The sequence below is a fragment of the Methylobacterium mesophilicum genome, assembly GCF_036441335.1.
In the GTDB taxonomy this organism is placed as follows: domain Bacteria; phylum Pseudomonadota; class Alphaproteobacteria; order Rhizobiales; family Beijerinckiaceae; genus Methylobacterium; species Methylobacterium mesophilicum_B.
Window position 1 is genome coordinate 26,401 of sequence record NZ_MLBW01000027.1, and the last position, 22,058, is coordinate 48,458.

17 protein-coding genes and 1 pseudogene are annotated in these 22,058 nt (G+C 72.0%); 11 read left to right on the forward strand and 7 right to left on the reverse strand.

The annotated features are described in order from the left end of the window. Positions 1-160: 160 nt before the first annotated feature. The 5 genes from MMR14E_RS17610 to MMR14E_RS17630 all read left to right on the forward strand — a co-directional run bounded on the left by MMR14E_RS17610 (position 161) and on the right by MMR14E_RS17630 (position 6,415). Positions 161-1,015 carry a trypsin-like serine peptidase gene (locus MMR14E_RS17610; protein WP_419539365.1) on the forward strand — a complete coding sequence of 285 codons (855 nt, stop codon included), beginning with the start codon at positions 161-163 and terminating at the stop codon, positions 1,013-1,015. Between the two features lie 169 nt (positions 1,016-1,184). Beyond that, positions 1,185-2,606, forward strand: coding sequence for a cytochrome P450 (locus tag MMR14E_RS17615; protein ID WP_331316035.1), 1,422 nt, complete (start codon positions 1,185-1,187; stop codon positions 2,604-2,606). 1 nt (position 2,607) lies between these two features. Next, positions 2,608-5,133, forward strand: a complete 2,526-nt coding sequence (locus MMR14E_RS17620; protein WP_331316036.1) for a putative bifunctional diguanylate cyclase/phosphodiesterase — start codon at positions 2,608-2,610, stop codon at positions 5,131-5,133. A gap of 87 nt (positions 5,134-5,220) precedes the next feature. Next, a complete protein-coding gene (locus tag MMR14E_RS17625; protein WP_331316037.1) occupies positions 5,221-6,162 on the forward strand; it encodes an NAD(P)-dependent oxidoreductase in 942 nt (313 codons plus the stop codon). A 4-nt stretch (positions 6,163-6,166) separates the two neighbouring features. Next, positions 6,167-6,415, forward strand: coding sequence for a hypothetical protein (locus MMR14E_RS17630; protein WP_419539368.1), 249 nt, complete (start codon positions 6,167-6,169; stop codon positions 6,413-6,415). Here the strand turns inward: MMR14E_RS17630 and MMR14E_RS17635 are convergent. Then, positions 6,359-6,479, reverse strand: a pseudogene (locus MMR14E_RS17635) (succinate--CoA ligase subunit alpha); the annotation flags it as partial. The gene MMR14E_RS17630 and the pseudogene MMR14E_RS17635 sit on opposite strands and share 57 nt — an antisense overlap. A 239-nt stretch (positions 6,480-6,718) precedes the next feature. Here MMR14E_RS17635 and MMR14E_RS17640 point away from each other — a divergent pair. The 5 genes from MMR14E_RS17640 to MMR14E_RS17660 all read left to right on the forward strand — a co-directional run bounded on the left by MMR14E_RS17640 (position 6,719) and on the right by MMR14E_RS17660 (position 12,862). After that, positions 6,719-7,486, forward strand: a complete 768-nt coding sequence (locus tag MMR14E_RS17640; protein ID WP_331316039.1) for a GntR family transcriptional regulator — start codon at positions 6,719-6,721, stop codon at positions 7,484-7,486. A 91-nt stretch (positions 7,487-7,577) separates the two neighbouring features. Further along, on the forward strand, positions 7,578-8,783 hold the full coding sequence (locus MMR14E_RS17645) for a molybdopterin-dependent oxidoreductase (RefSeq protein WP_331316041.1): 1,206 nt from the start codon (positions 7,578-7,580) through the stop codon (positions 8,781-8,783). Between the two features lie 13 nt (positions 8,784-8,796). Beyond that, positions 8,797-9,129 carry a cytochrome c gene (locus MMR14E_RS17650; RefSeq protein WP_331316043.1) on the forward strand — a complete coding sequence of 111 codons (333 nt, stop codon included), beginning with the start codon at positions 8,797-8,799 and terminating at the stop codon, positions 9,127-9,129. Positions 9,130-9,157: 28 nt separating this feature from the next. Then, entirely contained in the window at positions 9,158-10,261 is a 1,104-nt protein-coding gene (locus tag MMR14E_RS17655; RefSeq protein WP_331316044.1) for a YeiH family protein, read from the forward strand. A 330-nt stretch (positions 10,262-10,591) separates the two neighbouring features. Then, entirely contained in the window at positions 10,592-12,862 is a 2,271-nt protein-coding gene (locus MMR14E_RS17660; RefSeq protein WP_331316045.1) for a putative bifunctional diguanylate cyclase/phosphodiesterase, read from the forward strand. On the opposite strand, the gene MMR14E_RS17665 is transcribed toward MMR14E_RS17660, so the two are convergent. Continuing rightward, positions 12,851-13,864, reverse strand: a complete 1,014-nt coding sequence (locus tag MMR14E_RS17665) for a crotonase/enoyl-CoA hydratase family protein (RefSeq protein WP_331316046.1) — start codon at positions 13,862-13,864, stop codon at positions 12,851-12,853. The two genes, MMR14E_RS17660 and MMR14E_RS17665, sit on opposite strands and share 12 nt — an antisense overlap. Before the next feature lie 292 nt (positions 13,865-14,156). Beyond that, positions 14,157-14,858: a FadR/GntR family transcriptional regulator gene (locus MMR14E_RS17670; protein WP_331316048.1), complete on the reverse strand. Its 702-nt coding sequence runs from the start codon at positions 14,856-14,858 to the stop codon at positions 14,157-14,159. Between the two features lie 664 nt (positions 14,859-15,522). Here MMR14E_RS17670 and MMR14E_RS17675 point away from each other — a divergent pair. After that, positions 15,523-16,956: a sensor domain-containing diguanylate cyclase gene (locus MMR14E_RS17675; protein ID WP_331316050.1), complete on the forward strand. Its 1,434-nt coding sequence runs from the start codon at positions 15,523-15,525 to the stop codon at positions 16,954-16,956. Here MMR14E_RS17675 and MMR14E_RS17680 read toward each other — a convergent pair. Genes MMR14E_RS17680 through MMR14E_RS17695 form a run of 4 tightly spaced genes read right to left on the reverse strand, consistent with a single transcriptional unit; the run spans position 16,887 to position 22,000 of the window. Then, on the reverse strand, positions 16,887-18,353 hold the full coding sequence (locus MMR14E_RS17680) for an adenylate/guanylate cyclase domain-containing protein (protein ID WP_331316051.1): 1,467 nt from the start codon (positions 18,351-18,353) through the stop codon (positions 16,887-16,889). The two genes, MMR14E_RS17675 and MMR14E_RS17680, sit on opposite strands and share 70 nt — an antisense overlap. A 1-nt stretch (position 18,354) precedes the next feature. Further along, positions 18,355-19,752 (reverse strand): TAXI family TRAP transporter solute-binding subunit, encoded by a 1,398-nt coding sequence (locus MMR14E_RS17685; protein ID WP_331316053.1) that lies wholly within the window; start codon positions 19,750-19,752, stop codon positions 18,355-18,357. A gap of 13 nt (positions 19,753-19,765) precedes the next feature. Then, positions 19,766-20,701: a DMT family transporter gene (locus MMR14E_RS17690; protein WP_331316055.1), complete on the reverse strand. Its 936-nt coding sequence runs from the start codon at positions 20,699-20,701 to the stop codon at positions 19,766-19,768. Positions 20,702-20,731: 30 nt separating this feature from the next. Then, positions 20,732-22,000, reverse strand: coding sequence for an arsenic transporter (locus MMR14E_RS17695; protein ID WP_331316056.1), 1,269 nt, complete (start codon positions 21,998-22,000; stop codon positions 20,732-20,734). Positions 22,001-22,058: the final 58 nt, after the last annotated feature.

Genomic DNA, 22,058 nt, shown 5'->3' on the forward strand with positions numbered 1-22,058 from the left:
ACGAAACATTTCTTTTCGGGATGATCCGGCAATACGACACCGGTGATCTGGTAAGATCACGGAGGTCTTGACCGGGCGCCGACCGCCATCCCAGACAGGCGGGAACATTGGGCTCGCGCGCGGGGCTGACGCCGTCCGCGACCCGCTCCGGGAGGACGCCATGGGTCATGTCACGGGCTGCGCGGCCCGCTCTCCGGTGCTGGCAGCCTGGATTGCAGCCTGGATGGCAGCCTGGATGGCAGCCTGGACGCCGCCGGCCGTGGCGGCCGGGAGCGGCAGGGAGCAGCGCCACCTCGCGGCGCTCTATCAGCAGGACGGGCGGCGCGAGCTGACGGGGGCCGACCTGGACCGCTTTCCCGGCGCGGGCGTCCTGTGGTGTCGGCGCCCGGACGGGGTCCCCCAGAAGGCCGCCGCCGCGTGGCTGATCGGGAGCCGGTCCCTCGTGCTGATGAACGCGCACAATTTCCGCAACCGGCAGCTGGAGGTCACCCGAACCGTCGCCGATTGCTACTTCCAGATCGCCGGCCGGAACTACGCCTTCGTGCCCGAGATCCTGGACCTCGGCATCGAGCCCGAGGCGCGGCGCCTGCACATCACCGACGACTGGGCTCTGCTGCGCCTCGCCGAGCCGGCCGAGGCGCGACCGCAGCCGATCCCGGACCCGCCCGGCCTTCCGACCGGCGACCTCGCGCTCCCGGTGACGATGGTCTCGCCGGCCGGGCACGAGAACTACCGGGGGCAGAGCAGCCGGGAATCCTGCGCCGTCCGGCGGATCGATCCGCCGAGCGAGGGCGCGATCCGCCGCGCCCGCCACGATTGCAACGACGGCTACGGCGGATCGGGCTCGGGCCTGTTCGACGCGGAGGGCCACCTCGTCGCGATGCAGAGCGCGTCGCTGGCGATGAACCAGCGCCACGCCTTCGACATCGAGTTCCACTACGGCTCGGCCCTGCTGATCGAGGGCCGGCTCCTCGAGGCTCTCGAGGCTCGGGCCCTCCAGACCCGCGACCGCTAGGGCGGGCCGCCGCCGGGCGTTCGCCCCGTTGCCGCGGGAATCCCGGTAAGCCCCCGGTAAGCAACGCGGCGATTTCCGCCCCGGGGCCGGGGGAAGTTCTCGACGGCGATGCGGCGGGACGCCAAAACTTAACGTTGAGCCACGAATCTGGTCCCGCGAGGGAGCCGGTATGCCCGCTGTCGGAACGTTCAGGGTCTGCGCGCCGGGACGGCCGCCGTTCGCGGAGGCCGTGGCAGAGGGCGTGGCCGAGGCGGTCGCGCTGCCATCCGTGCTCGTCACGATGCTGGGCAGCCTGATCGAGGCCTGGCCCCGCCAGATCTACACACAACCCCTGGTGACCACCCGCTTCCTCGGCCAGCGGACCACCTACGTCTGCGATCCCGGGCACATCCGCAGCCTGATGGTCGACCAGGCCGAGGCGCTGGAGCGGGAGCCGTTCATGCTCCGGGCGCTGGCCCCGGCCCTCGGCGCGGGGGTCCTCACCGCCGACGGGGCCCACTGGCGACGGCAGCGCAGGACCGCGACCCCGATGTTCCGGCCGGACCGGGTCCGGAGCTTCGTGCCGGCCATGGCCCGGGCCGCCGCGGCGACGCGGGCGCGCTGGCGCGACGCCGGTCCGGCCGGGACCGAGCGGGACATCCTGCGCGAGATGATGCGCACGACCTTCGACGTCATCGTCGCCACGATGGTGTCGGGCGATCCCCACCTGGAGGTCGGGCCCTTCGGGGCCGCGATGGACGCCTATCTCGGCCAGACCAGCTGGAAGATCGCCCTGGAGATGCTGCGGGCCCCGGCCTGGGTCCCGCATCCGGGGTCCCGGGCCGGGGCGGAGGCGGTGCGCTACCTGCGCGGCGAGGTCGCCCGCACGATCGCGCGCCGCCGGGCCCGCGGCGAGCCCGGCTCCGACCTCCTCGGCCTCCTGCTGCAGGCGCGGGACCCGGAAACCGGCGCGCCGCTCCCCGAGGCGAGCCTCGTCGACAACCTGCTCACCTTCGTGTCCGCCGGCCACGAGACCACCGCCCTGGCGCTGGCCTGGACCTTCCGGGTCCTGGCCGAGCACCCGGAGGTGGAGCGGCGCGTCGTCGCCGAGATGGCCCGCCTTGGCGGCGATCCGGCCGACGATCCGGAGGCCGCGGAGCGGCTGCCCTACACCCGCCAGGTGCTCCTCGAGGTGATGCGCCTCTATCCGCCGGCGCCGCTGATCGTCCGGCGGACGCGGGCCCCGGTCCGCCTCGGGGACGCGGTCGTGCCGGCCGGGCAGTCGGTCCACGTGCCGGTCTACGCCCTGCACCGGCACGCACTGCTCTGGGACCGGCCGGAGGCGTTCGACCCGGGCCGCTTCGCGCCGGAGCGGGTCGCCGCGCGGGACCGCTACGCCTACCTGCCGTTCGGCGCCGGCCCGCGGGTCTGCATCGGCATGAGCCTCGCCCTGACCGAGTGCCTCGTGATCCTGGCGACGCTGCTGCCCGCCTTCCGCCTCAGGCCGGTGACGGCGGAGATGCCGGCGGCGCAGTTCCGCGTGACGCTGCGGCCCAAGGGCGGCCTGACGATGAGGGTCGCGTCCCGCGATGGGGACCGCGATGGGGCCTGAGATGGCGACCGGGATGGCGACCGGGATGGCGACCGGGATCTCCGCGGGCGCGTCCGGCCCGCCCGGCGCGAACGGGCCGGGTGCGCGGCTCGGATTCTGGCCGGGCCGCCGGGCGCGATCGCTGCTCGGCCGCCTCTTCGGTCCCGACGCCGACGACGCGCTGCCCAGCCGCTACCGCCTGCAGGTGCGCGCGGGGCTCCTCGACGAGACGCTGAAGCTCGCCACCTACTCGGCGGTGACGCACCTGATCATCGCGCTGGCCGTCGCGTACTTCTTCTGGAGCACGGCCTCGCACACCTACCTCCTCGGCCTGCTCGCCGTGGTCGCGGTGCTGATCACGGCGGCGACCTACGCGACCTGGCTCTACTGGCGCACCCACGGCGACACCGCCTCGGCGCACACCGTCCGGTGGGGTTGCCGGATCTCCGCCGGCCTCGCCTTCGCCCTGGGCCTCGCCTGGGCGACCCTGCCGGTCGCGCTGTTCGCGCCCTCCGACGGCGACGCGCGGCTGCTCGTCGTCGCCATCGTGGCCGGCCTGATCTCGGACGCCTACGTGGTCGGCCCGCTCCTGTCGGTCTCGTACCTGTTCGCGGGCCCGGTCATCGTCGGCAGCTTCGTCGGTCTGGCCAGGTCCGGGGAGCCGGTCGCGCTCAGCATCGGCTTCCTGCTCGTCGTCTACGCGGTCTTCGTGGTGACGAGCGTGAGCCGCATGAGCCGCCTGTCGCGCCAGCGCATCCTCGACCGCGTGCGGGTCGAGGACCAGAGCGAGACGATCGGGCTGCTGCTCAACGCCTTCGAGGCGAATGCCAGCGACTGGCTGTGGGAGACGGACGAGACCGGGCGCTTCCAGCACGTCTCCACCCGGATGGCGGACGTCCTGGCCTGCCCGGTGCAGACGCTCCAGCACGCCTCGTTCCCGGCGCTTCTGGCCGGCCGGGCGGAGGCGCCCCCCGAGGCCGATCAGAGCGCCGACCTGCTGGACCGCCTCCGGCGGGGCAGCGCGTTCCACCAGCACCTGATCGCCGTCGACACGCCGGCCGGCCGGCGCTGGCTCCGGCTGAGCGGCAAGCCGTTCCTCGACCAGAAGGGGCGCTTCGCGGGTTTCCGGGGCGTCGGCTCCGACGTGACCGAGGCCCGCCGGGCGGAGGCGCACATCGCCTATCTGGCCACCCGGGACCCGATGACCGGCCTGTCGAACCGGGTCATGTTCCACGACGTCGCGTCCGAGGCCTGCGCGGCCGCCGCCCAGATCGTGCCCCAGGCCGCGCCGGAGAGCGCGCTGCAGGACGCGCCGCAGGCCCCGGACGCGGCGGTCAGCCTGCTCTACCTCGACCTCGACGGCTTCAAGASCGTSAACGACAGCKTCGGCCACGGCGCCGGCGACGCAATGCTGGGGCAGGTCGCCGACCGCCTGCGCGCCCTGCTCCCGGCCGACGCGCAGGCGTTCCGTCTCGGAGGCGACGAGTTCGCGATCCTGCAGCGCGGCCGGGACGGCGCGGCCGCGCAGGCCCTGGCCGAGGCCGCGATCGCGGCCCTGCGCGAGCCCTACCTCATCGACGGCGTCCGGGCGGAGATCGGCGTCAGCATCGGGATCGCCTGCGCCCCGGCGGACGCGACCGAGCCCGAGGACCTGCTCCGGAAGGCCGACCTCGCGCTCTACAGCGCCAAGCAGGGCGGCAAGGGGCGCTGGCGGGGCTTTGACCGCGACCTGGACGTGCGCGTCCAGCGCCGGCACGAACTCGACGAGGCGATGCGCCAAGCCCTCGCCGACGGCGAGATGGTGCTGCACTATCAGCCGCTGGTCAGCCTGCAGGACGGCGCGGTGGTCGGCTGCGAGGCGCTGCTGCGCTGGACCCGGCCCGGTCTCGGCCCCGTCTCGCCCGCCGAGCTGATCCCGATCGCCGAGGGAACAGGCTTCATAATCACGATCGGGCGCTGGGCCCTGCGGCGCGCCTGCGCGGAGGCGCTGACCTGGCCGGCGCGCCTGCGCGTCGCCGTGAATATCTCGTCGGTCCATTTCCGCCGGCCCGACTTCTTCGCCGACGTCGCGGCGGTGCTGAGCGAGACCGGCCTCGCGGCGGACCGCCTGGAGATCGAGATCACCGAGTCGATCTTCCTGGCCAATACCCCGCACGTGCTGGACAATCTCCGCTCCCTGCGGGCGCTCGGCGTGCGGATCGCCCTCGACGATTTCGGGACGGGCTACTCCTCGCTGAGCTACCTGACGCAGTTCCCGGTCGACAAGATCAAGATCGACCGCGCCTTCGTGCGCGACCTGAGCAGCCGCCCCGAATGCCTGACGGTGATCGAGGCGATCATGGTCATCGCCCGCGACCTGCGCATCGACGTCACGGTGGAGGGCGTCGAGACCGAGCAGCAGGCCGAGCTCCTCCGGCTGCGGCGCTGCAACAGCGCGCAGGGCTTCCTGTACAGCCCGGCCCGGCCGCCCGCGGAGATCCCCGGCCTGATCGAGCGCCTGCCCCGGGCGGCGCTCCCGACAGAGCAAGCCGTCCGCGCGGTCGCCTGAGGGCGACGGCGCCGGGCTCCGGGTTGCCACGCGGCCGGAAACGGCTCTAGCGGGGACGACGACGCGGAACCGGGACACAGGCGCGCCATGCCCAAGGTCATCATCAGCGAGTTCATGGACGAGGCCGCGATCGCGGCCGAGCTCGCCGGCCTCGACGTGGTGTACGATCCGGGCCTCGTCGACCGGCCCGCGGACCTCGCCGCCGCCGTGGCCCAAGCCGACGCCCTGATCGTGCGCAACCGGACCCAGGTCCGCGGCGCCCTGCTCGACGCCGCCCGCGACCTCAAGGTGGTCGGCCGCCTCGGCGTCGGCCTCGACAACATCGACGTCCCGGCCTGCCGGACGCGCGGCATCGCCGTCTACCCGGCCACCGGCGCCAACGACGGCGCGGTCGCCGAGTACGTGGTCGCCACCGCGCTGCTGCTCCTGCGCGGCGCCTACGGGGCGAGCGCCGCCGTCGCCGCCGGCGCGTGGCCGCGCAACGCCCTGATGGGCCGCGAGATCGCCGGCCAGCGCCTCGGCCTCGTCGGCTTCGGCTCGATCGCCCGCGAGACCGCCCGGCGGGCGGCGGCCCTCGGCATGCGTGTCGCCGCCCACGACCCCTTCGTGGCCGCGGACGACCCGGCCTGGAACCCGGCCTCCGGCCRCGTGCAGAGCCGGGCGCTCGACGCGCTGATCGCGGGGAGCGACGTGCTCTCGCTGCACGTGCCGCTGACCGATCGGACCCGCGGCCTGATCGACGCGGCGGCGCTGGCGCGGATGCCGAAGGGCGCGYTCCTGATCAACGCGGCGAGGGGCGGGGTGGTGGACGAGGCCGCGTTGGCCGCGGCCCTGCGCTCCGGCCATCTCGGCGGCGCGGCGCTCGACGTGTTCGASCGSGAGCCCCTCGACGCGGCGGCGGGCGCCGTCTTCGCSGACGTGCCGAACCTGATCCTCACSCCGCACATCGCCGGGGTCACCCAGGAATCGAACGTGCGCGTCTCCGCCGTCACGGCCCGGGCCGTGCGCCGCCACCTCACGGAGCGCTGAGCCGATGCCGAACCTCACCCTGTCGGAGGCCGAGGCCCTCGCCGCCGACGCCCTCGTCCGCTGCGGCACGGCCGAGGCCGCGGCCCGGAGCGTCTACGATTCCGATCCTGCCTCCGAGCAGCAGGAATGCGTCAACAAGGCCAAGGCGCTGTTCCGGGCCGCCGAGGAGGCGGTGCGCTTCGCCGCGCAGGCCAAGCGCGGTACAGGTAGCGCTTCACCCGCATCATGTCCTGGGCGGGGATGCCGTCGGTGATCGAGCAGACCAGCCGCAGCCCGGCATCGGCCGCCTCCATGATGGCGTCCGCCGCGAAGGGAGGACGGCGCCCGGCTCCCGGGCAGCCGCCGGCTCGGGCTCCGCCGCCGGGCCAGCGAGGCGGGCCTCGACCTGCCCGAAGCCCTCGTGGCCGAGATCCGGGCGCTGTGAGGCGTAACGCCTGTGCGGAGGGAGAACCCGTGATTGCTCCCGTCGGCAGGGCGACGTAAGCGAGAGGAGGGAGAGGTGCTGGACACAACCTTCGACGCTCTACCCACGGATGGGGCTCTGCGTCGTCACGCGATGGAACGGTCAGGCGAAGGGCAGGCAGGTTCGGGGCGCGCAGACTCGGGACGCGCCGGCGCGGTCGGCTTCCGCCCGCTCTACCGGCAGGTCTACGACACGCTGCTGAAGCGCCTGGCCGACGCGGTCTGGCAGCCCGGCCAGGTCCTGCCGAGCGAGGGGCAGCTCGCCGCCGAGCTGGGCGTCAGCCAGGGGACGGTGCGCAAGGCCCTCGACGCGCTCACCGCCGACAGCCTGCTGGTGCGCCGCCAGGGCCGCGGGACCTTCGTGGCCGATCACGACGACAAGCAGAGCGTCTTCCGCTTCCTGAAGCTGCGGCCGGACGGCGACGGTACCGGCATGCCGACGAGCCGGGTCACGGGGATCGCGGAGGCGACCGCCAGCGCCGACGAGCGCGGGCGGCTCGACCTCGTGCGCTCCGCCCGCGTGGTCCGGATCGAGCGCGTGCGCGCCGTCGACGCCACGCTGTGCGTGGTCGAGACGATCAGCGTGCCAGCCGGCCTGTTCCCGGGCATCGCCCAGATCGAGCTGCCCAACACCCTCTACAGCCTCTACGCCACCCGCTACGGCATCACGATCGCCACCGCGAACGAGCGCCTCAAGGCCGTGGCGATCGGGCCCCGCGAGGCCGAGCTGCTCCAGGTACCCGCCGGAACCCCGGCCCTCGAGATCGACCGCGTCGCCATCGACCTCGAGGAGCGGCCGGTCGAGTGGCGCCTCTCGACCTGCCTGACGCAGGACATCCACTATCTCTCGGTCCTTCGCTGACCGGGATCCCTCCCGACGCGCCGCCCCGCAGTCGAAGGCGGGGCGCGCCGAACCGGACCTCCGCTGCCACAGCCTGAACGGGGAGCACGCGATGACCGATCGCGGAAGACGGGACTTCATGCGACTGAGCGCCTTCGGCGCCCTCGCCGCGCTCGGAGGCGTGCCGCGCGCACGGGCGGGCGACACCGCGACGCTGCCCTTCGGCAACGGCGAGCGGCCGCTCGTCGCCTATCCGGGCAAGCGGCCGCTCCTGCAGATGACCGCGCGGCCGCCGCAGCTGGAGACGCCGTTCGCGGTCTTCGATGGGGGCGCGATCACGCCGAACGACGCGTTCTTCGTCCGCTACCACCTCGCCGACATCCCGACCGAGATCGACCCGCAGGCCTTCCGCGTCGCCGTGACCGGGCAGGTCGAGCGCCCGCTCTCCCTGTCGCTCGCCGACCTCAAGGCGATGCCCCAGACCGAGATCGTCGCGGTCAACCAGTGCTCGGGCAATTCCCGCGGCTTCTTCGCGCCGCGCATCGCCGGCGGCCAGCTCGCCAACGGCGCCATGGGCTGCGCCCGCTGGACCGGCGTGCCGCTCAAGACGGTGCTCGACCGGGCCGGCGTGAAGGCCGGCGCCGTGCAGGTCGCCTTCAACGGCCTCGACGGGCCGGTCCTGCCCGAGACGCCGGACTTCGCCAAGGCGCTGACCCTCGACCACGCCCGGGACGGCGCGGTGATGCTCGCCTGGGGCATGAACGGGCAGGACCTGCCCTGGCTCAACGGCTTCCCGCTCCGCCTCGTGGTGCCGGGCTACTACGGCACCTACTGGGTCAAGCACCTCGACAGCATCGCCGTCCTCGATCAGCCCTTCGAGGGCTTCTGGATGAAGACGGCCTACCGCATCCCCGACAACGCCTGCGCCTGCACCGAGCCCGGCCAGGCGCCGGACAGGACCGTGCCGATCGGCCGCCTCAACGTCCGCTCCTTCCTGACGAACCTGACCGACGGCGCGCCGGTGAAGGCCGGTCCGGTCGGCCTGCGCGGCATCGCGTTCGACGGCGGCTCGGGCATCCGGGAGGTCGCGGTCTCGGCCGACGACGGCGCCACCTGGACTCGGGCCGCGCTCGGCCAGGATCTCGGCCCCTACGCCTTCCGCACCTGGACCGCGGAGGTCGATCTCGCGCCGGGCGCCCACGCCCTGCGCGTGCGGGCCACGGGCAACGACGGCGCGACCCAGCCGATGGAGCCGCGCTGGAACCCCGCCGGCTACATGCGCAACGTCGTCGAGACGACCCGCGTGCGCGCGGCCTAGAGGGAGGATCGGCATGTTCAGCACCCGCCCACTCCGCGCGCCGGTCGTCGCGATCGCCGCCGCGCTGGCCGCGACACCCGCGCTGGCCGCGCCCGAGACCTACGCGCTGCCGGAACCGACGGCGCAGTTCCGGCCGGCCCCGGATGCCGCGCACGCGGCCGGCTTCCAGGCCGCGCAGGAGAACTGCCTGACCTGCCACTCGGCCGACTACGTCGCCATGCAGCCACCGAAGAAGGGGCAGGCCTTCTGGGACGCCGAGGTCGCCAAGATGATCAAGGTCTACCGGGCGCCGATCACGGAGGAGCAGGCCCGGGCCATCGCCGGCTATCTCGGCGCGGCCTACTGAGCGCCGAGACCGGGCAGGAGGCCGCGCGATGACCGTCAGAACCGCCGTGCCGGACCGGTCCGGGGCCGCGCCGACCGGCTTGCGGCGGGCCTCCGCCTGGGCCGGAGCGGCCGGCACGCTGATCCCGGGCCTGCTCCTGTGCCTGGGCATCACCGCGGTGGCGCAGGCGCTGCAGGCCGGCGAGGAACACCTGACCGGCCATCCCTACGTCGAGGCGCTGGTGCTGGCCATCCTGCTGGGGACGGCCGTCCGGACCGCCTGGGTGCCGGGCGCGCGCTACAAGGCCGGGATCGCCTTCTCGGCCAAGCAGGTGCTGGAAGTGGCCGTCACGCTGCTCGGCGCCGCGGTGAGCCTCGGGGCCATCGTCGCCTCCGGCCCGGCGCTGCTGGCCGGCATCGTCGGGGCGGTGGCGCTGACCATCCTGGCGAGCTGCGCCCTCTGCCGCGCCCTCGGACTGCCGGTGCGCATGGCGCTGCTGATCGCCTGCGGCAACGCCATCTGCGGCAACTCGGCGATCGCGGCCGTGGCCCCGGTGATCGGGGCGGACAGCCGGGACGTGGCGGCGGCCATCGCCTTCACGGCCGTGCTGGGCGTGCTGATGGTCCTGGGCCTGCCGCTGTTCGTGCCGCTCGTCGGCTTCAACGAGCACCAGTACGGGGTTCTGGCGGGCCTGACCGTCTACGCGGTGCCGCAGGTGCTGGCGGCGACCGTGCCGCTGGGCCCGCTCGCCACGCAGGTTGGCACGCTTGTCAAGCTGGTCCGGGTGCTGATGCTCGGGCCGGTGGTGCTGGCCCTCTCGCTCCTCGCCCCGTGCCTGCCGGCGGCGGGGGGAAGCGCCCCGGGGGGCGCCCGGCGCCGGCCCGGCTTCTTCAAGCTGGTGCCGTGGTTCATCCTCGGCTTCCTGGCCCTGGCGAGCCTGCGCTCCCTCGGGCTGATCCCGGACGGCTGGGTCGGGCCGATCTCCCGGCTCGCCGGCTTCCTCACGATCGTGTCGATGGCCGCGCTCGGCCTCGGGGTGGACGTGCGCGTGCTGGCCCAGGTCGGCGGCCGGGTCACGATGGCGGTCACCGCCTCGCTCCTCGTGCTGCTGGTCATCGCCGTCCTGCTGATCCGCGGGCTCGGGCTCGGCTGAGCCGGTCGCCGGCGACGGCGCCCGACGGGACTCTTACATGCGCCGGACTGGCCGGCACGGCATCGATAGTCCGCTCCGCTGCCGGCCGCGATCACGAAATCTTCGCAGAAACAATATAAATATTCGCTACAGAGACATGCTCAAGCCGCACCGTTAACCATGACCCTCAATATCTTCGAAATTCGAGCCCGCTAATCTCCAGAGATAGTCCTGGATTGAACCCTCCGAATGATGACCGCCGCGACGAAAGCGAAGTAGCGAGACGCCGCGTTGGGATTGTACTCCAAACTGCGGGCCGCACTCACTGAGGATGCCCTTCTCGCGCGCGACGTGAAGCGTTCGCTCGTCGACGGGCTGTATCAACCCTTCGCGTCTCTCGCGGTGGGCGCGGCGTCCGGCACCATCGTCGCCACGGCCGCGGCGTTCTGGTCCGACGACCGGGCGATCACCTTGACCGCCGTCGCGGTCGGCTTGATCGGGCTCACCCGCATCGTGCTCGCTCGAATCTACCTGAGCAAGGGGCCGAGCAAGCACGACCGTTACCGGACCTGGGAGACATATTTCTCCCTCGGCGCGTTCGCCTACGCCGCCTCGCTCGGCATCCTGTCGTTCCTCATCACGACCCGGTCGTCCAACCTCGCGCTCCAGGTCATCACGCCCACGTTCACGATCGGTTACGCCGCGGGCATCTCGGGCCGCAATGCGGGCCGCCCGCTGCTGGCCATCGCCCAGGTCCTCCTGTCGGCGATGCCGCTGTCGGCGGGTCTGCTGATGTCCGGCGACGGCGAGCGGGCCTCACTCGGCATCCTCTCGCTCCTGTTCGCCTACGGCATGATCGACATCACGCTCAGCACGCGCGAGATCATCGTGTCGGCCCTGGTCACGACCCGGGACAAGGAGGCGCTCGCCGAGAAATTCCAGGCCCAGGCCAATCTGTTCGACATCGCGCTCCGCAACATGTCGCACGGGCTGTGCATGTTCGACGCCCGCGGCCGCCTTCAGGTCTGGAACGACCAGTTCCTCTCGATATCGGGCATCCCCGCGAACCGGATCCATACCAATTCCACGGCCAGAGCCCTGTACGAGCTGAGCCGTGCCGTCATCGATGAGAGACGTGCGGGGCGCGGCTCGACACGCTCGACGTTCTCGGCGGCGTCGAACGCGCTGCGGTCGGGGAACCTGATCCTGCTCCTCCCCGACGATCGCGTGGTCTCCCTGATGCAGCGGCGAACCGCCGAGAAGGGCTACGTCATCATCTTCGAGGACATCACCGAGCGGCGTCGCAACGAGGCCCGCATCCAGCAGATGGCGAGTTACGACGATCTCACCGGCCTGCTGAATCGCAGCAGCTTCAAGGCCAAGGTCTCCCAGGCGCTGAAGGCCAGCGCCAGCGGCCAGGGGGATTTCGCGGTCCATCTGCTCGATCTCGACCATTTCAAGGTCATCAACGACACGTTGGGGCACCCGGCCGGGGACAGGTTGCTGCAGATGGTCGCCGACCGGCTGCGCGGGATCGGGGCGCTGTCCGGATCGGTCGCCCGCCTCGGCGGCGACGAGTTCGTCATCGTCCAGCAATCCGTCACGTCGCCGGCCGTCGCGGAGGATCTGGCGCAGCGCGTCCTCCGGGAACTGGAGCGGCCTTTCGACATCGACGGCAATCAGGTCACGGTCGGCGCCTCCATCGGCATCGCGATCGCCCCGGTCCACGCCAACGACGAAGACAGACTCCTGAAATGCGCCGACATAGCCCTCTACGCCATCAAGGGGGCCGGCCGGAGCGGGTTCAAGATCTTCCAGCACGAGATGGAAGCGGCCACGCGCGCGCGGCACGCCCTCGAGTCGGATCTCCGGGCCGCCCTGACCAACGGGGAACTGGAGCTTCACTATCAGCCGATCGTCGACGCGAGCAGCGGGGCGATCGTGAGCTGCGAGGCGCTGCTCCGGTGGCACCACCCCGTATCCGGCTACATCCCGCCCTCGGACTTCATCCCGGTGGCCGAGGATTCGGGGCTGATCGTCCAGCTGGGCAACTGGGTCTTGAACGAAGCGTGTCGCGAGGCTCGGAAGTGGCCGTCGACCGTGAGCGTCGCGGTCAACATGTCGCCGCGCCAGTTCGGCGATCCGCAGCTGGCCTTCCACGTCATCGGCGCGCTGAGCCGCTCCGGCCTGCCGGCGCATCGCCTGGAACTCGAGATCACGGAGAGCGTGACGCTGGGCGCGACGCACAAGATCGTCGAGACCATCAACAGGCTCCGCCAGCTCGGGATCCGCCTGTCGATCGACGACTTCGGAACCGGCTACTCGTCCCTGAGCTCCCTGAGGAACTTCGCCTTCGACAAGTTGAAGATCGACCGGTCGTTCGTGTGGGATCTGGACAGGAAGTCCGAATCGACCGCGATCATCCGGGCGATCGTCGGCATGGGACGGAGCATCGGGATGGCCATCGTCGTCGAGGGCGTCGAGACCGGGACGCAACTCGCCATCCTCCGGGCAGAGGGCTGCGATCTGATCCAGGGCTACGTGTTCAGTCGTCCGGTCCCCGCCCCCCAGATCCGGACCATGCTGGCGGCCGCGGAGCCCCTGGCGAAGCTAGCGAGCTGACGGTGACAGGTCTTGTGCGGGGAGCGCGCGGGACTGGGCGGCCTGGGCTCTTCCCCTGAGCTTGTCCTGAGCCAGAACGAGCCGCTCCATGATGTTCAGATCCCGGTCCGTGAGGTTCATCGCGGCGGCCGCCCAGACCGCGACGATCCTTCTCAATTCCTCCAACGATATGCGATTGACCTCGCGGGCGGCCTGATAGATCGCCTGCTGACCGTTGCGGCGGCGATGGTTGCCGGCGATGTAGGCGCGCACGGCCGCCTCGCCCTGGCCACGCTCGGCGAGGATGTGAACGATCCCCAGGGCGTGCATCTCTTCCGCGGTGTAGGTTCGCCCCTCGAGGATCATCTCCTGAGCCTTGATGGTGCCCAGCCGCCGGGCGAGGAAGCTGTACGCTCCCATACCGGGGAAGAGCCCGAACAGGATCTCCGGAAAACCGAACTTGGTGCCCTTCTCGGCGATGATCACGTCGAACGAGAGCAGCCCCTCGAAGCCGCCGCCCAGCGCGTCGCCCTGTACCAGGCCGATCGTGATGATCGGCAGGTTCAGCGCGTTCATGTTGCGGTGAAGGACGTCGACGCACGCGTTGCCGTAACCGACCAGCGCGGCCTCGTCACCCGCGCGGATCCTGGTCGCGAACAGGTTCAGGTCACCGCCGAGACTGAACACGCCGGGAAAGCGTGACCCGAAGACGAAATAGTTCAGGTCAGGGCCGCCGTTGCCGAAGCCCCGCTCGATGTCATCCTGCAGCCGGCTGAAGTCGGCCAGCATCTCGGGATTCTGGCATGGGCGTCCGTGCGGGCGCATGAAGGCCCACAGCGTATTGATGCCGGCCTCGAAATTGACTTCGATCTGAGCGAGTTCGGAGAGGGTGGGCGCTACGGGTGATACCGCCTGAGCGATCCGCGTCCCGCTCGGTCGCCGCGTGGCCGGCGGCCGCCGGCGCAGCGGCACGGGGCCGGGATATGGCACCAAATCCTTGGCGAGACCTGTAATAGACGCCATATCATTTGGACCCGTTAAGTGGTCCTTAACCGTATCGCAGCCGGCACGGCGGGGCCAGCGCGCCGGCGCGGCCCTCCTCAGATAATTAAACTTTGGTTAATTCCGGGCTCATTAGCCGTTTTTGCTTGCAAGCCGAGGCTATTGGCCGGGGACGACCCGTCGATGCCGACGCGATGGAGCGGCTCGGCCCGTGCCGAGGCGCCCCGGGGCAGATCCTGGCAGGTCCTGGCAGGTCCTGGCAGGTCCGGAGCCGCCCCGGTTCCGCGGCGCCGACCGACCGGAGGCGCCGGCGCTACAGCGACAGGTCGAGCAGCCGCCCTTCGAACAGGCGGTCCCGCGAGCCCCGTATATGCGCGGCCATCGTGCCGCGCGCGGCCTCCGCCTCGCCATCCCGGAGCGCGCGGAAGATGGCCTCGTGCTCGTCGAACACCCCACGCAGGCCGGAATTCGGCCCGAGCAGAGAGAGGCCGTGGATCTTCATGCCGACGGCGATGTGCGAGCGCAGCGCCTGGAGCGAGGCGGCGTAATAGTGGTTGTTGGACGCCTCCGCGATCGCGTGATGGAACGCGAAGTCGGCATCCTCCCGGTGCTGCTCCTGGCGCGTCGCCGTCGCGAGCAGGTCGAGGGCGCTCTCGATGGCCCGGAGCGCCGGGCCGTCCCGCCGCAGGGCGGCGTGGAAGGCCGCGTCGGGCTCGATGGTCAGGCGGAACTCGTAGCAGCGCTGGATGTCGGCGATGCTCTCGACGGGGGCGAAGCCGAGCTTCTGCTTCGCCTCGGCCGCCCGGACGAAGCTTCCCGCGCCGCGACGGGACAGGATCGTGCCCTCGCGTCTCAGACGCTCGAGGGCGGAGCGGACGACGGGGCGCGAGACCCCGAACTGTCCCGCCAGGTCGTGCTCGCTCGGCAGGCGGTCGTTCGGCCGGTACGTGCCGTCCGCGATCCCGCCGACGATCGACCGGTAGACCGCGTCCACCAGGCTCGTCGGCCGAGGCATCGGCGCCTCCGGCGCCGGGGCTAAGGGTGCTGTCACTGTCTGACCGTTCCGGCGCGGCCACGGGGCCGGCTGTCGTTTCGAGGGAGCGGCAGCCTGCCACATCGCGGCGCCGCAGTCACCCGACTTGTAAGAACATGTAGGACCAGCCTCGATCCCAGCGCCCGTCGGTAACCGCCGTTCTCCATCGCAGCGGCGCGGCCCGGACCAGCGCCCGGGAGCTGTCGCAGATCTGGCAGCCGCTTCCCCTTGGCCATCCCGGAACGGCCACGTATCGGCTTTTCAACTTTACAACAAGTTGGTCGCCGGAGCCGCGCTCCGCGCCAGGGGAGGTCGCCCCGCGTGATGCTCTGGGCGTCGTCGATCGCCTGGTTGCCGTCGTCGGCGCGTGCGGGACTGGATCCACCGCGGGGACGTGCGCGCTCCGACGCGACGGGGACGGGTCGGCGAGACAGCCTCCGGCACCCAGCCGTCGGCAGACGCTTCAGCGGCGACCCGATGCAGGTCCGGTATCCGGCCGATCGCGCGGGACAAGTGCCCGCCAAGCTCATCGGCAAGACCGACGGTCTATCGTCTCCGTCTCCGGTGGTTGCGCTATAGAATTTCGATTGACCGTCAGTTGTACATGATTAGCCGTTCGTTATAAATTTTCGTGTTTAGCGGGGGCATGAGCCGAGCGCGCGCCGACGACGAGAGCGACGGACGTCCGACCCTGTCTCTGTGGGTGACGGCCGCGTCCCTCTATTTCTGTACGGCGGCTTCGACACTGTGCCTGGTCAGCAGCGGGCGCGACATCGCGGCCATCTGGCCGGCGAATGCCATCCTGGTCGCTCTGCTGCTCTGCAACGACAGATCGCGATCGGCCACGGTGCTGAGTGCCGGACTGGCCGCGAACGTCGCGGCCAATGTCCTGGCGCGCGGGACGTTGGTCGGCCCCCTCCTGTACAGTGTCGCGAACCTCGCCGAGGTGACGTTGGCGGTCCATCTCCTGCGGAAAACCTACGCGCGGGACGCCCTGCTGCAATCCACCGGATCCGCCCTGCGGTTCCTGGCCATCGCGGGGTTGCTGGCACCGGCCGCGAGCGGGGTCTTGGGAAGCGCGACGGCGTATCTCGTCTTCGGCGAGCCCCCGCTGAAGGCTTTCGGCACCTGGGTCGCGAGCGATGGCCTGGGCCTCATCGTCTTCACGCCCTTCCTGCTGTCGCTGTTCCGGGGCGATTACGCGACCGCGCTCGCGAAGAAGCGCTGGCGGGAACGGCTCGAAGCGGTCGCCTTGCTCGCCCTCGCAGGGTCGGTCGCGTACGCGACCTTCTTCTGCACGAGCCGCCCCCTACTGTTCCTGATCTACCCTCCCCTCATCCTGATCGCCTTCCGGCTGGGTCGCCTCGGCGTCACCGCGGCCGTGATGGTCGTGGCCGTCATCGGCGGCCTCGCCACGATCTACGGCCGCGGGCCGATGGTCCTGATCGCGGCCGACGCCGTCACGCAGGCGCAGGCGTTCCAGGTGTTCCTGGCCTTCATCCTGCTGACCTGCCTGCCCGTCGCCGCGGAGGTCTCCGCGCGGGCGCGGCTCACGGCCGCGCTGGCCGCGCACGATCGAGAGATGACGAGGAGCGCCTTCACGGACTCCCTGACAGGGCTGCTCAACCGGGCGGGTTTCGAGCACGAGATCGCGACCATCCTGCCCGTCCGGGCCCTGCCGCCGGCCAGCCTGATCGCGATCGACGTGGATCACTTCAAGCAGATCAACGATCACTGGGGGCATCAGGCGGGCGATCGCGCGCTCAGGACCCTCGGATCGCTGCTCGCGTCCCAGATCCGCCCGGGGGACCTGGTCGCGCGTCTCGGCGGCGACGAGTTCGTGATCCTTCTCCGCGGGAGTGATCTGGAGCGCGCGCGGGCGGTGTGCGAGCGGATCCGCGCCAGCGCCCGCGGCTTGCCGGACTCGACCGGTGCCGGATCCGAAGCGCCGCTCAGCGTGAGCATGGGCCTGGCCGTCGCGCGCGTCGGTGAGGGCTACGAGCAGCTGGCTCAGCGGGCCGATCGAGCGCTGTACGAGGCGAAGGACGCCGGTCGCAACGCCCTGAGATGGGCAGCCTGACCTCGAGACCGACCCGGCGAGCTGCCGCGGGGCAGCACCGGCTGAGCGCGCGTCGGACCGCCCGGCGACGCCGCTCCGGCCGGACCGGCACAGGCGNCCCGCAGGGGCTCGCGGCTGACCTCGCGCCACGCATCGGCCGGCGCCCCGGCGGCGCGCCGCGCGGCCTCGGAGACCAGGATCGGGACGCCGTGGAGCTTGGTCGCCTGCTCGAGGCGGGCGGCGACGTTGACGGCGTCGCCCAGCACGGTGAACTCGTAGCGCGCCTCCTCGCCGATGATCCCGCAGAACACCTCGCCGTAATGGACGCCGACGCCGATGCGCACGGTCTGCGCGGGCCCGGTCCTGTCGGTCCAGCGGGCGATCACCGCGACGACGTCCTGCGCGAAGGCGAGGGCGCGGGCGGCGTCGTCGGGCCGGGGCTCGGGCAGGCCGAACACCAGCAGGGCGCCGTCGCCGATGAACTTGTCGACCACCCCGCCCCGCAGGCGGGCGAGGCGCGTCACCCGCCGCCGGAAGGCGGACAGGAACTCCGAGAGCCGGTGCGGATCCAGGCTCTCGGCCAGCGTGGTCGAGCCGCGCATGTCGACGAACACGATGGCGGCCTGCTGGCGGCGGCCGGCCTTCAGGCTGCCGTCGCCGTCGGCGAGCCGCAGGACCAGCTCCTGCGGCAGGAACCGCGACAGCCGGTTGCGCCGGGTCGCCTCCCGCAGGGCCGAGACGGCGAACAGCAGGAACACCACCGCGAGAATCCCGACCATGCCCCAGATGGCCAGGGCGATCCGCGACACGATCGCCTGCCGCCGCTCCATCCGCTGCGCCTCGTGCGCCTCCATGCGGCGCACGCGCTCGCGGATCGCGTCCATCACCTGCTTGCCGCGCCCGTCCGCCACGGAGGCGCGGGCCGCCGCGCCGTCGCCGGCGCGCATGAGGGCGACGCTGGCGCCGAGCTCGTCGAGCTTCCGGCGGATCAGCCCGGCCAGGGTGTCGAGCTCGCCCCGCTGGTCGGGATCGTCCTGGACGAGGTCGCGCAGCCAGTCGAGCTGGCGGTCGACGTTCAGCCGCCCCTCGGTGAAGGGCAGCAGGAAGGCCTCATCGCCGGTGAGCAGGTAGCCGCGCTGACCGGTCTCGGCGTCCTGCACCGCCGACAGCACCCGGGCGAGGCGCCCGTCCACCGCCACGGTGTGGCGCACGGCGTCGACGCCGCGCTGCTGGTACACGAAGGCGCCCAGCGCGATGGCGGTCATCGCCAGGATCGTGGCGAACCCCACGGTCATCCACGCCACGGTGCGGGAGCGCAGGGACCGCTGCACCCGCGCCGCGACGCGCGCCCGGACGGAGGCGACGTCCGGCGCGGGATCGGCCCGGTCCGGTGCGGGCACGTTGGCTGGAACGGACATGTCAGGCCCCGCCCGCGCCGTGCAGCCGGACGGGCCGCCCGGTCCGACCTCCCTCGTCGGCCGCCCGCGCCCGGCAATCCGCGATGGTCGCCCGCGCCGTGTCGATGGCGACGGACGCCGCCGACATGGTCCGGGTGTCCGGCTCCCGCTCGCGGGCGTAGCGCACCACGTCCATGGCCAGCGCGTCGACCTCGGCCGTGAGCGCCTCGATCGCCGCCGGGTCGCGCAGCGCCCGGGCCTGCCCGGCGATCTCGAGGAGCCGGTCCAGGAGCTCGTCGATGCGCTCGCGGCGCAGGCTAGCGAGGCGCTGCCGGATCCAGGCCAGCACCGAGACGAGGCCGCCCGCCAGCGCGCCGAGGAGGTAGAGCGTGTCGCCGTAGCGCTCGATGAAGCCGTGCTGGTCGCGCTCGTAATAGTCGATCGCCCCCGGATGGATCGGGATGCGGGCGCTCGTGGCCGCCACGGTCGTGTCGTAGGCCGGGGCCTGGACGTACTCGGCGGCGTCCGTCGCCAGGGCGGCGGCGCTGCGCTTCTCGAAGAGCTGCTGGGTCACGTCGGCCGCCACGACCCGGCTCAGGGAGGCCCGGGCCATCAGCCGGTACGAGGCGCCCACCGTCTTCACGTCGTCGGCCGGCAGCTTCGGGCGGCCGCCGAACAGGCCGCCCGGGACGGTGACCGCCTGGAGCCGCGGGAAGCGCTCGATCACCGCGCCGTCATCCTCCACGGCGACGAACGCCACCTTGCCGCCGCGGGCGACGCCCTGCACGGCCGAGACCAGGGCCAGCGCCTTCGGCGCCGAGGGCGCGATGATGCTGACGAAGGCGTCGATCCGCTTCTCGCGGAAGGCGCCGGCCACCGCCTCCTGATCGACCGGGACCAGCAGGACCGTCGAGTCCCGGGCCGGGCCGGCGGCCTCCTCCAGGGTGAGCCCGTAATAGCCCAGGAGATTCCGGAGCAGCCAGAGATCGGCATCCCGGTGCGCCGCGATGCCGAGCCGCTTGCCGGCGAGCTTCGGGAAGCTCGTGATCCCGGCCTGCTCGGGCGAGGCGATGACCATCGCCTGGTCGCGCAGGATCGCCAGGGTCAGGCCGTTGGTCGGGAGCAGCACGTCGGGGCGGACCACCGCGAGGTCGGCGCGCCCGTCCTGCAGGGCGGCCGCGCTCTCGCGCACGTCGTCGAAGGACAGGATCCTCAGGCGGACATTCTCGCGGGCGGCCTCGAGCGCGTCCGCGTAGGCCTTGATCAGGCCGGGCTCGGTCCCGTCCCGGGGCGCGACCGCGATGGTCAGAACCGTCGCCTGGAGCAGGACCCAGGCCGCGACACCGCCCGCGCCCAGGAGGGCGGCCCCGGCCAGGAGCAGGGTCTCCCGGCGCAGCATCCAGGCGGGCAGGGTCGCCATCGGCCCGGGGCGCTCAGAACAGCGAGATCAGCACGATGCCGCCGACCATCAGGGCGGCGCCGATCAGGCGCGGCGGGCCGGCCTCGACCCGCTTCATGCCGAACCAGCCGAAATGATCGAGCGCCACCGAGGTCAGGAGGTTCGCGGTGATCAGCAGGCCGTTGAAGGCGCCGGCCCCGACCTTGTCGACGAAGAGCAGCCCGGCGAAGACCGCGACCGCCCCGGTGAGGCCGGCGAGGGGCATCCACCAGCGGACGCCCGCGATGTCGTCCCGGGTCGGCAGCGGCGATGGCCGCAGCAGGAACATCAGCGCGAACACGAACACGACCGGCACGAACGACACCGTCGCGGCGAGCCAGGGATTCTCCAGGGCGCCGCGCAGCTGCGCGTTCCAGACCACGCCGATCGCCATCAGGGCGCCGGCCACGAGGATGAACGGGTAGAGCAGCTTGCCCGACATGCCGTGCCCCTCGCCGTGCCCCTCGCCGCCCGCGCTCTTGCCCCCTGAGCGCGCGATGAAGGTCACGCCCACCGCCATCAGCAGGCCGCCGAGCCAGGGCATCGGCTTGAAGCCCGCCGCCTGCAGGCCGAACAGGCCGAGCGCGTCCATCGCCAGGGAGGTGAGGATGTTGGCGGTGAGCGTCAGGCCGTTGAACGGCCCGGCGCCGACCTTGTCGATGAAGGCGAGCCCGCCGAACACCGCCACCGCGCCGGCCAGGCCCCCCAGCGGCGCGTACCAGGGCATCTTGCCCAGGGAATCGAGGCTCGGCAGCGGCGTCGGCATCGTGAGGAACAGGGTCGTGAACACGAAGACGATCGGCAGGAACGACACCGTCGCGGCGAGCCACGGATTGACCATGCGGCCGCGCAGCTGCGCGTTCATGGCGTTGCCGATCGCCTGCAGCGCGCCCGCCACCAGGATGAAGGGATAGAGGAGGGCAGCCGTCACGCGCGGACCTTCGGGTTGGCGGGGGGAGGATCAGACGAGGAGCAGGCCGGCGAGCGCCAGCGCGAGGGCCGGCGGCATCACCAGCAGGCCGAGCTTGAGGAAGGTCCAGGCGCCGACATCCTGGCCCTCGCGGCGGATGGCGGTGAGCCAGAGGATCGTCGCGAGCGAGCCCGTCACCGACAGGTTCGGACCGAGGTCGACGCCGATCAGGATCGCGCCCGCCACCTTCTCGGGCACGTGGGCGGTCTGCACGGCGGCGCCCGCGATCAGCCCGGCCGGCAGGTTGTTGACGAGGTTGCACAGCACTGCGACCAGGCCGCCCGCCCCCCAGGCGGTGGCCTCCGGGGCGGCGTGGGCGTAGCCCTTCAGGAGGTCCGCCAGCATCGCCAGCACGCCGGTCTTCTCCAGAGCCTCGACGAGGACGAACAGCCCGGCCACCAGCGGCAGCACGCTCCACGACACGTCCTTGGCGACCTCGACGAGGCCGCCGCGCTTGAGCACCAGCACGACGATCGTGGTGGCGAGGCCGGCCACGAAGGTCGGAAGGCCGAGGTCGAGGCCCAGCGCCGAGGCCCCGATCAGCACGCCGCCGGTCGCCACGATGCCGATCCCCGCCACGAGGCCGGTGCGGGACAGCGACACCGCCTCGACGTCGGTGGCGACCTGCTGCCCGCGCAGGGCCTTGGCCTGGGTCAGCCGCAGCACCGCGTAGGTCGTCGCGATGGCCAGGACGGACGGCAGGGCGAACAGGCCGAGCCAGCGCACCAGCGGCGGCATGTGCTCGGCGAAGACCACGAGGTTGGCCGGGTTCGAGATCGGCAGCACGAAGCTCGCCGCGTTGGCGATGAAGGCGCAGATGAACAGGTAGGGGAGGGGGTTCTCGACCTTGGCGGCCTTGGTGGCCGCGTAGACGGCGGGCGTCAGCACCACCGCGCAGGCGTCGTTCGACAGGAACACCGTCACGACGGTGCCGACGAGGTACACGAGGGTGAACAGCCGCGTCGCCGAGCCCTTGGCGGCGCGCACCGCGATCGAGGCGAGCCAGTCGAACAGGCCCTCCTTCCGGGCCACCTCCGACATCAGCATCATGCCGACGAGGAACAGGTAGACGTCGGTCCCCTTCAGCACGCCGTCCCAGGCGGTGGCGGGGGCGAGCAGGCCGAGGGCCACGAGGGCGCCGGCGCCGAGCACGGCCCAGATCGCCTCCGGCCACGCGAACGGCCGCAGGATGACGCCGAGGGTCGCGAGGGCGGCGATCGTCCAGGTCGCGATGTTGGGGGTCAGCGTCAGCGCGCCCATCGGTTGCGGTGGTCCTCTGGTGGGGTGGATCGTGCGGTGCGGTGTGCGGCGATTCGGG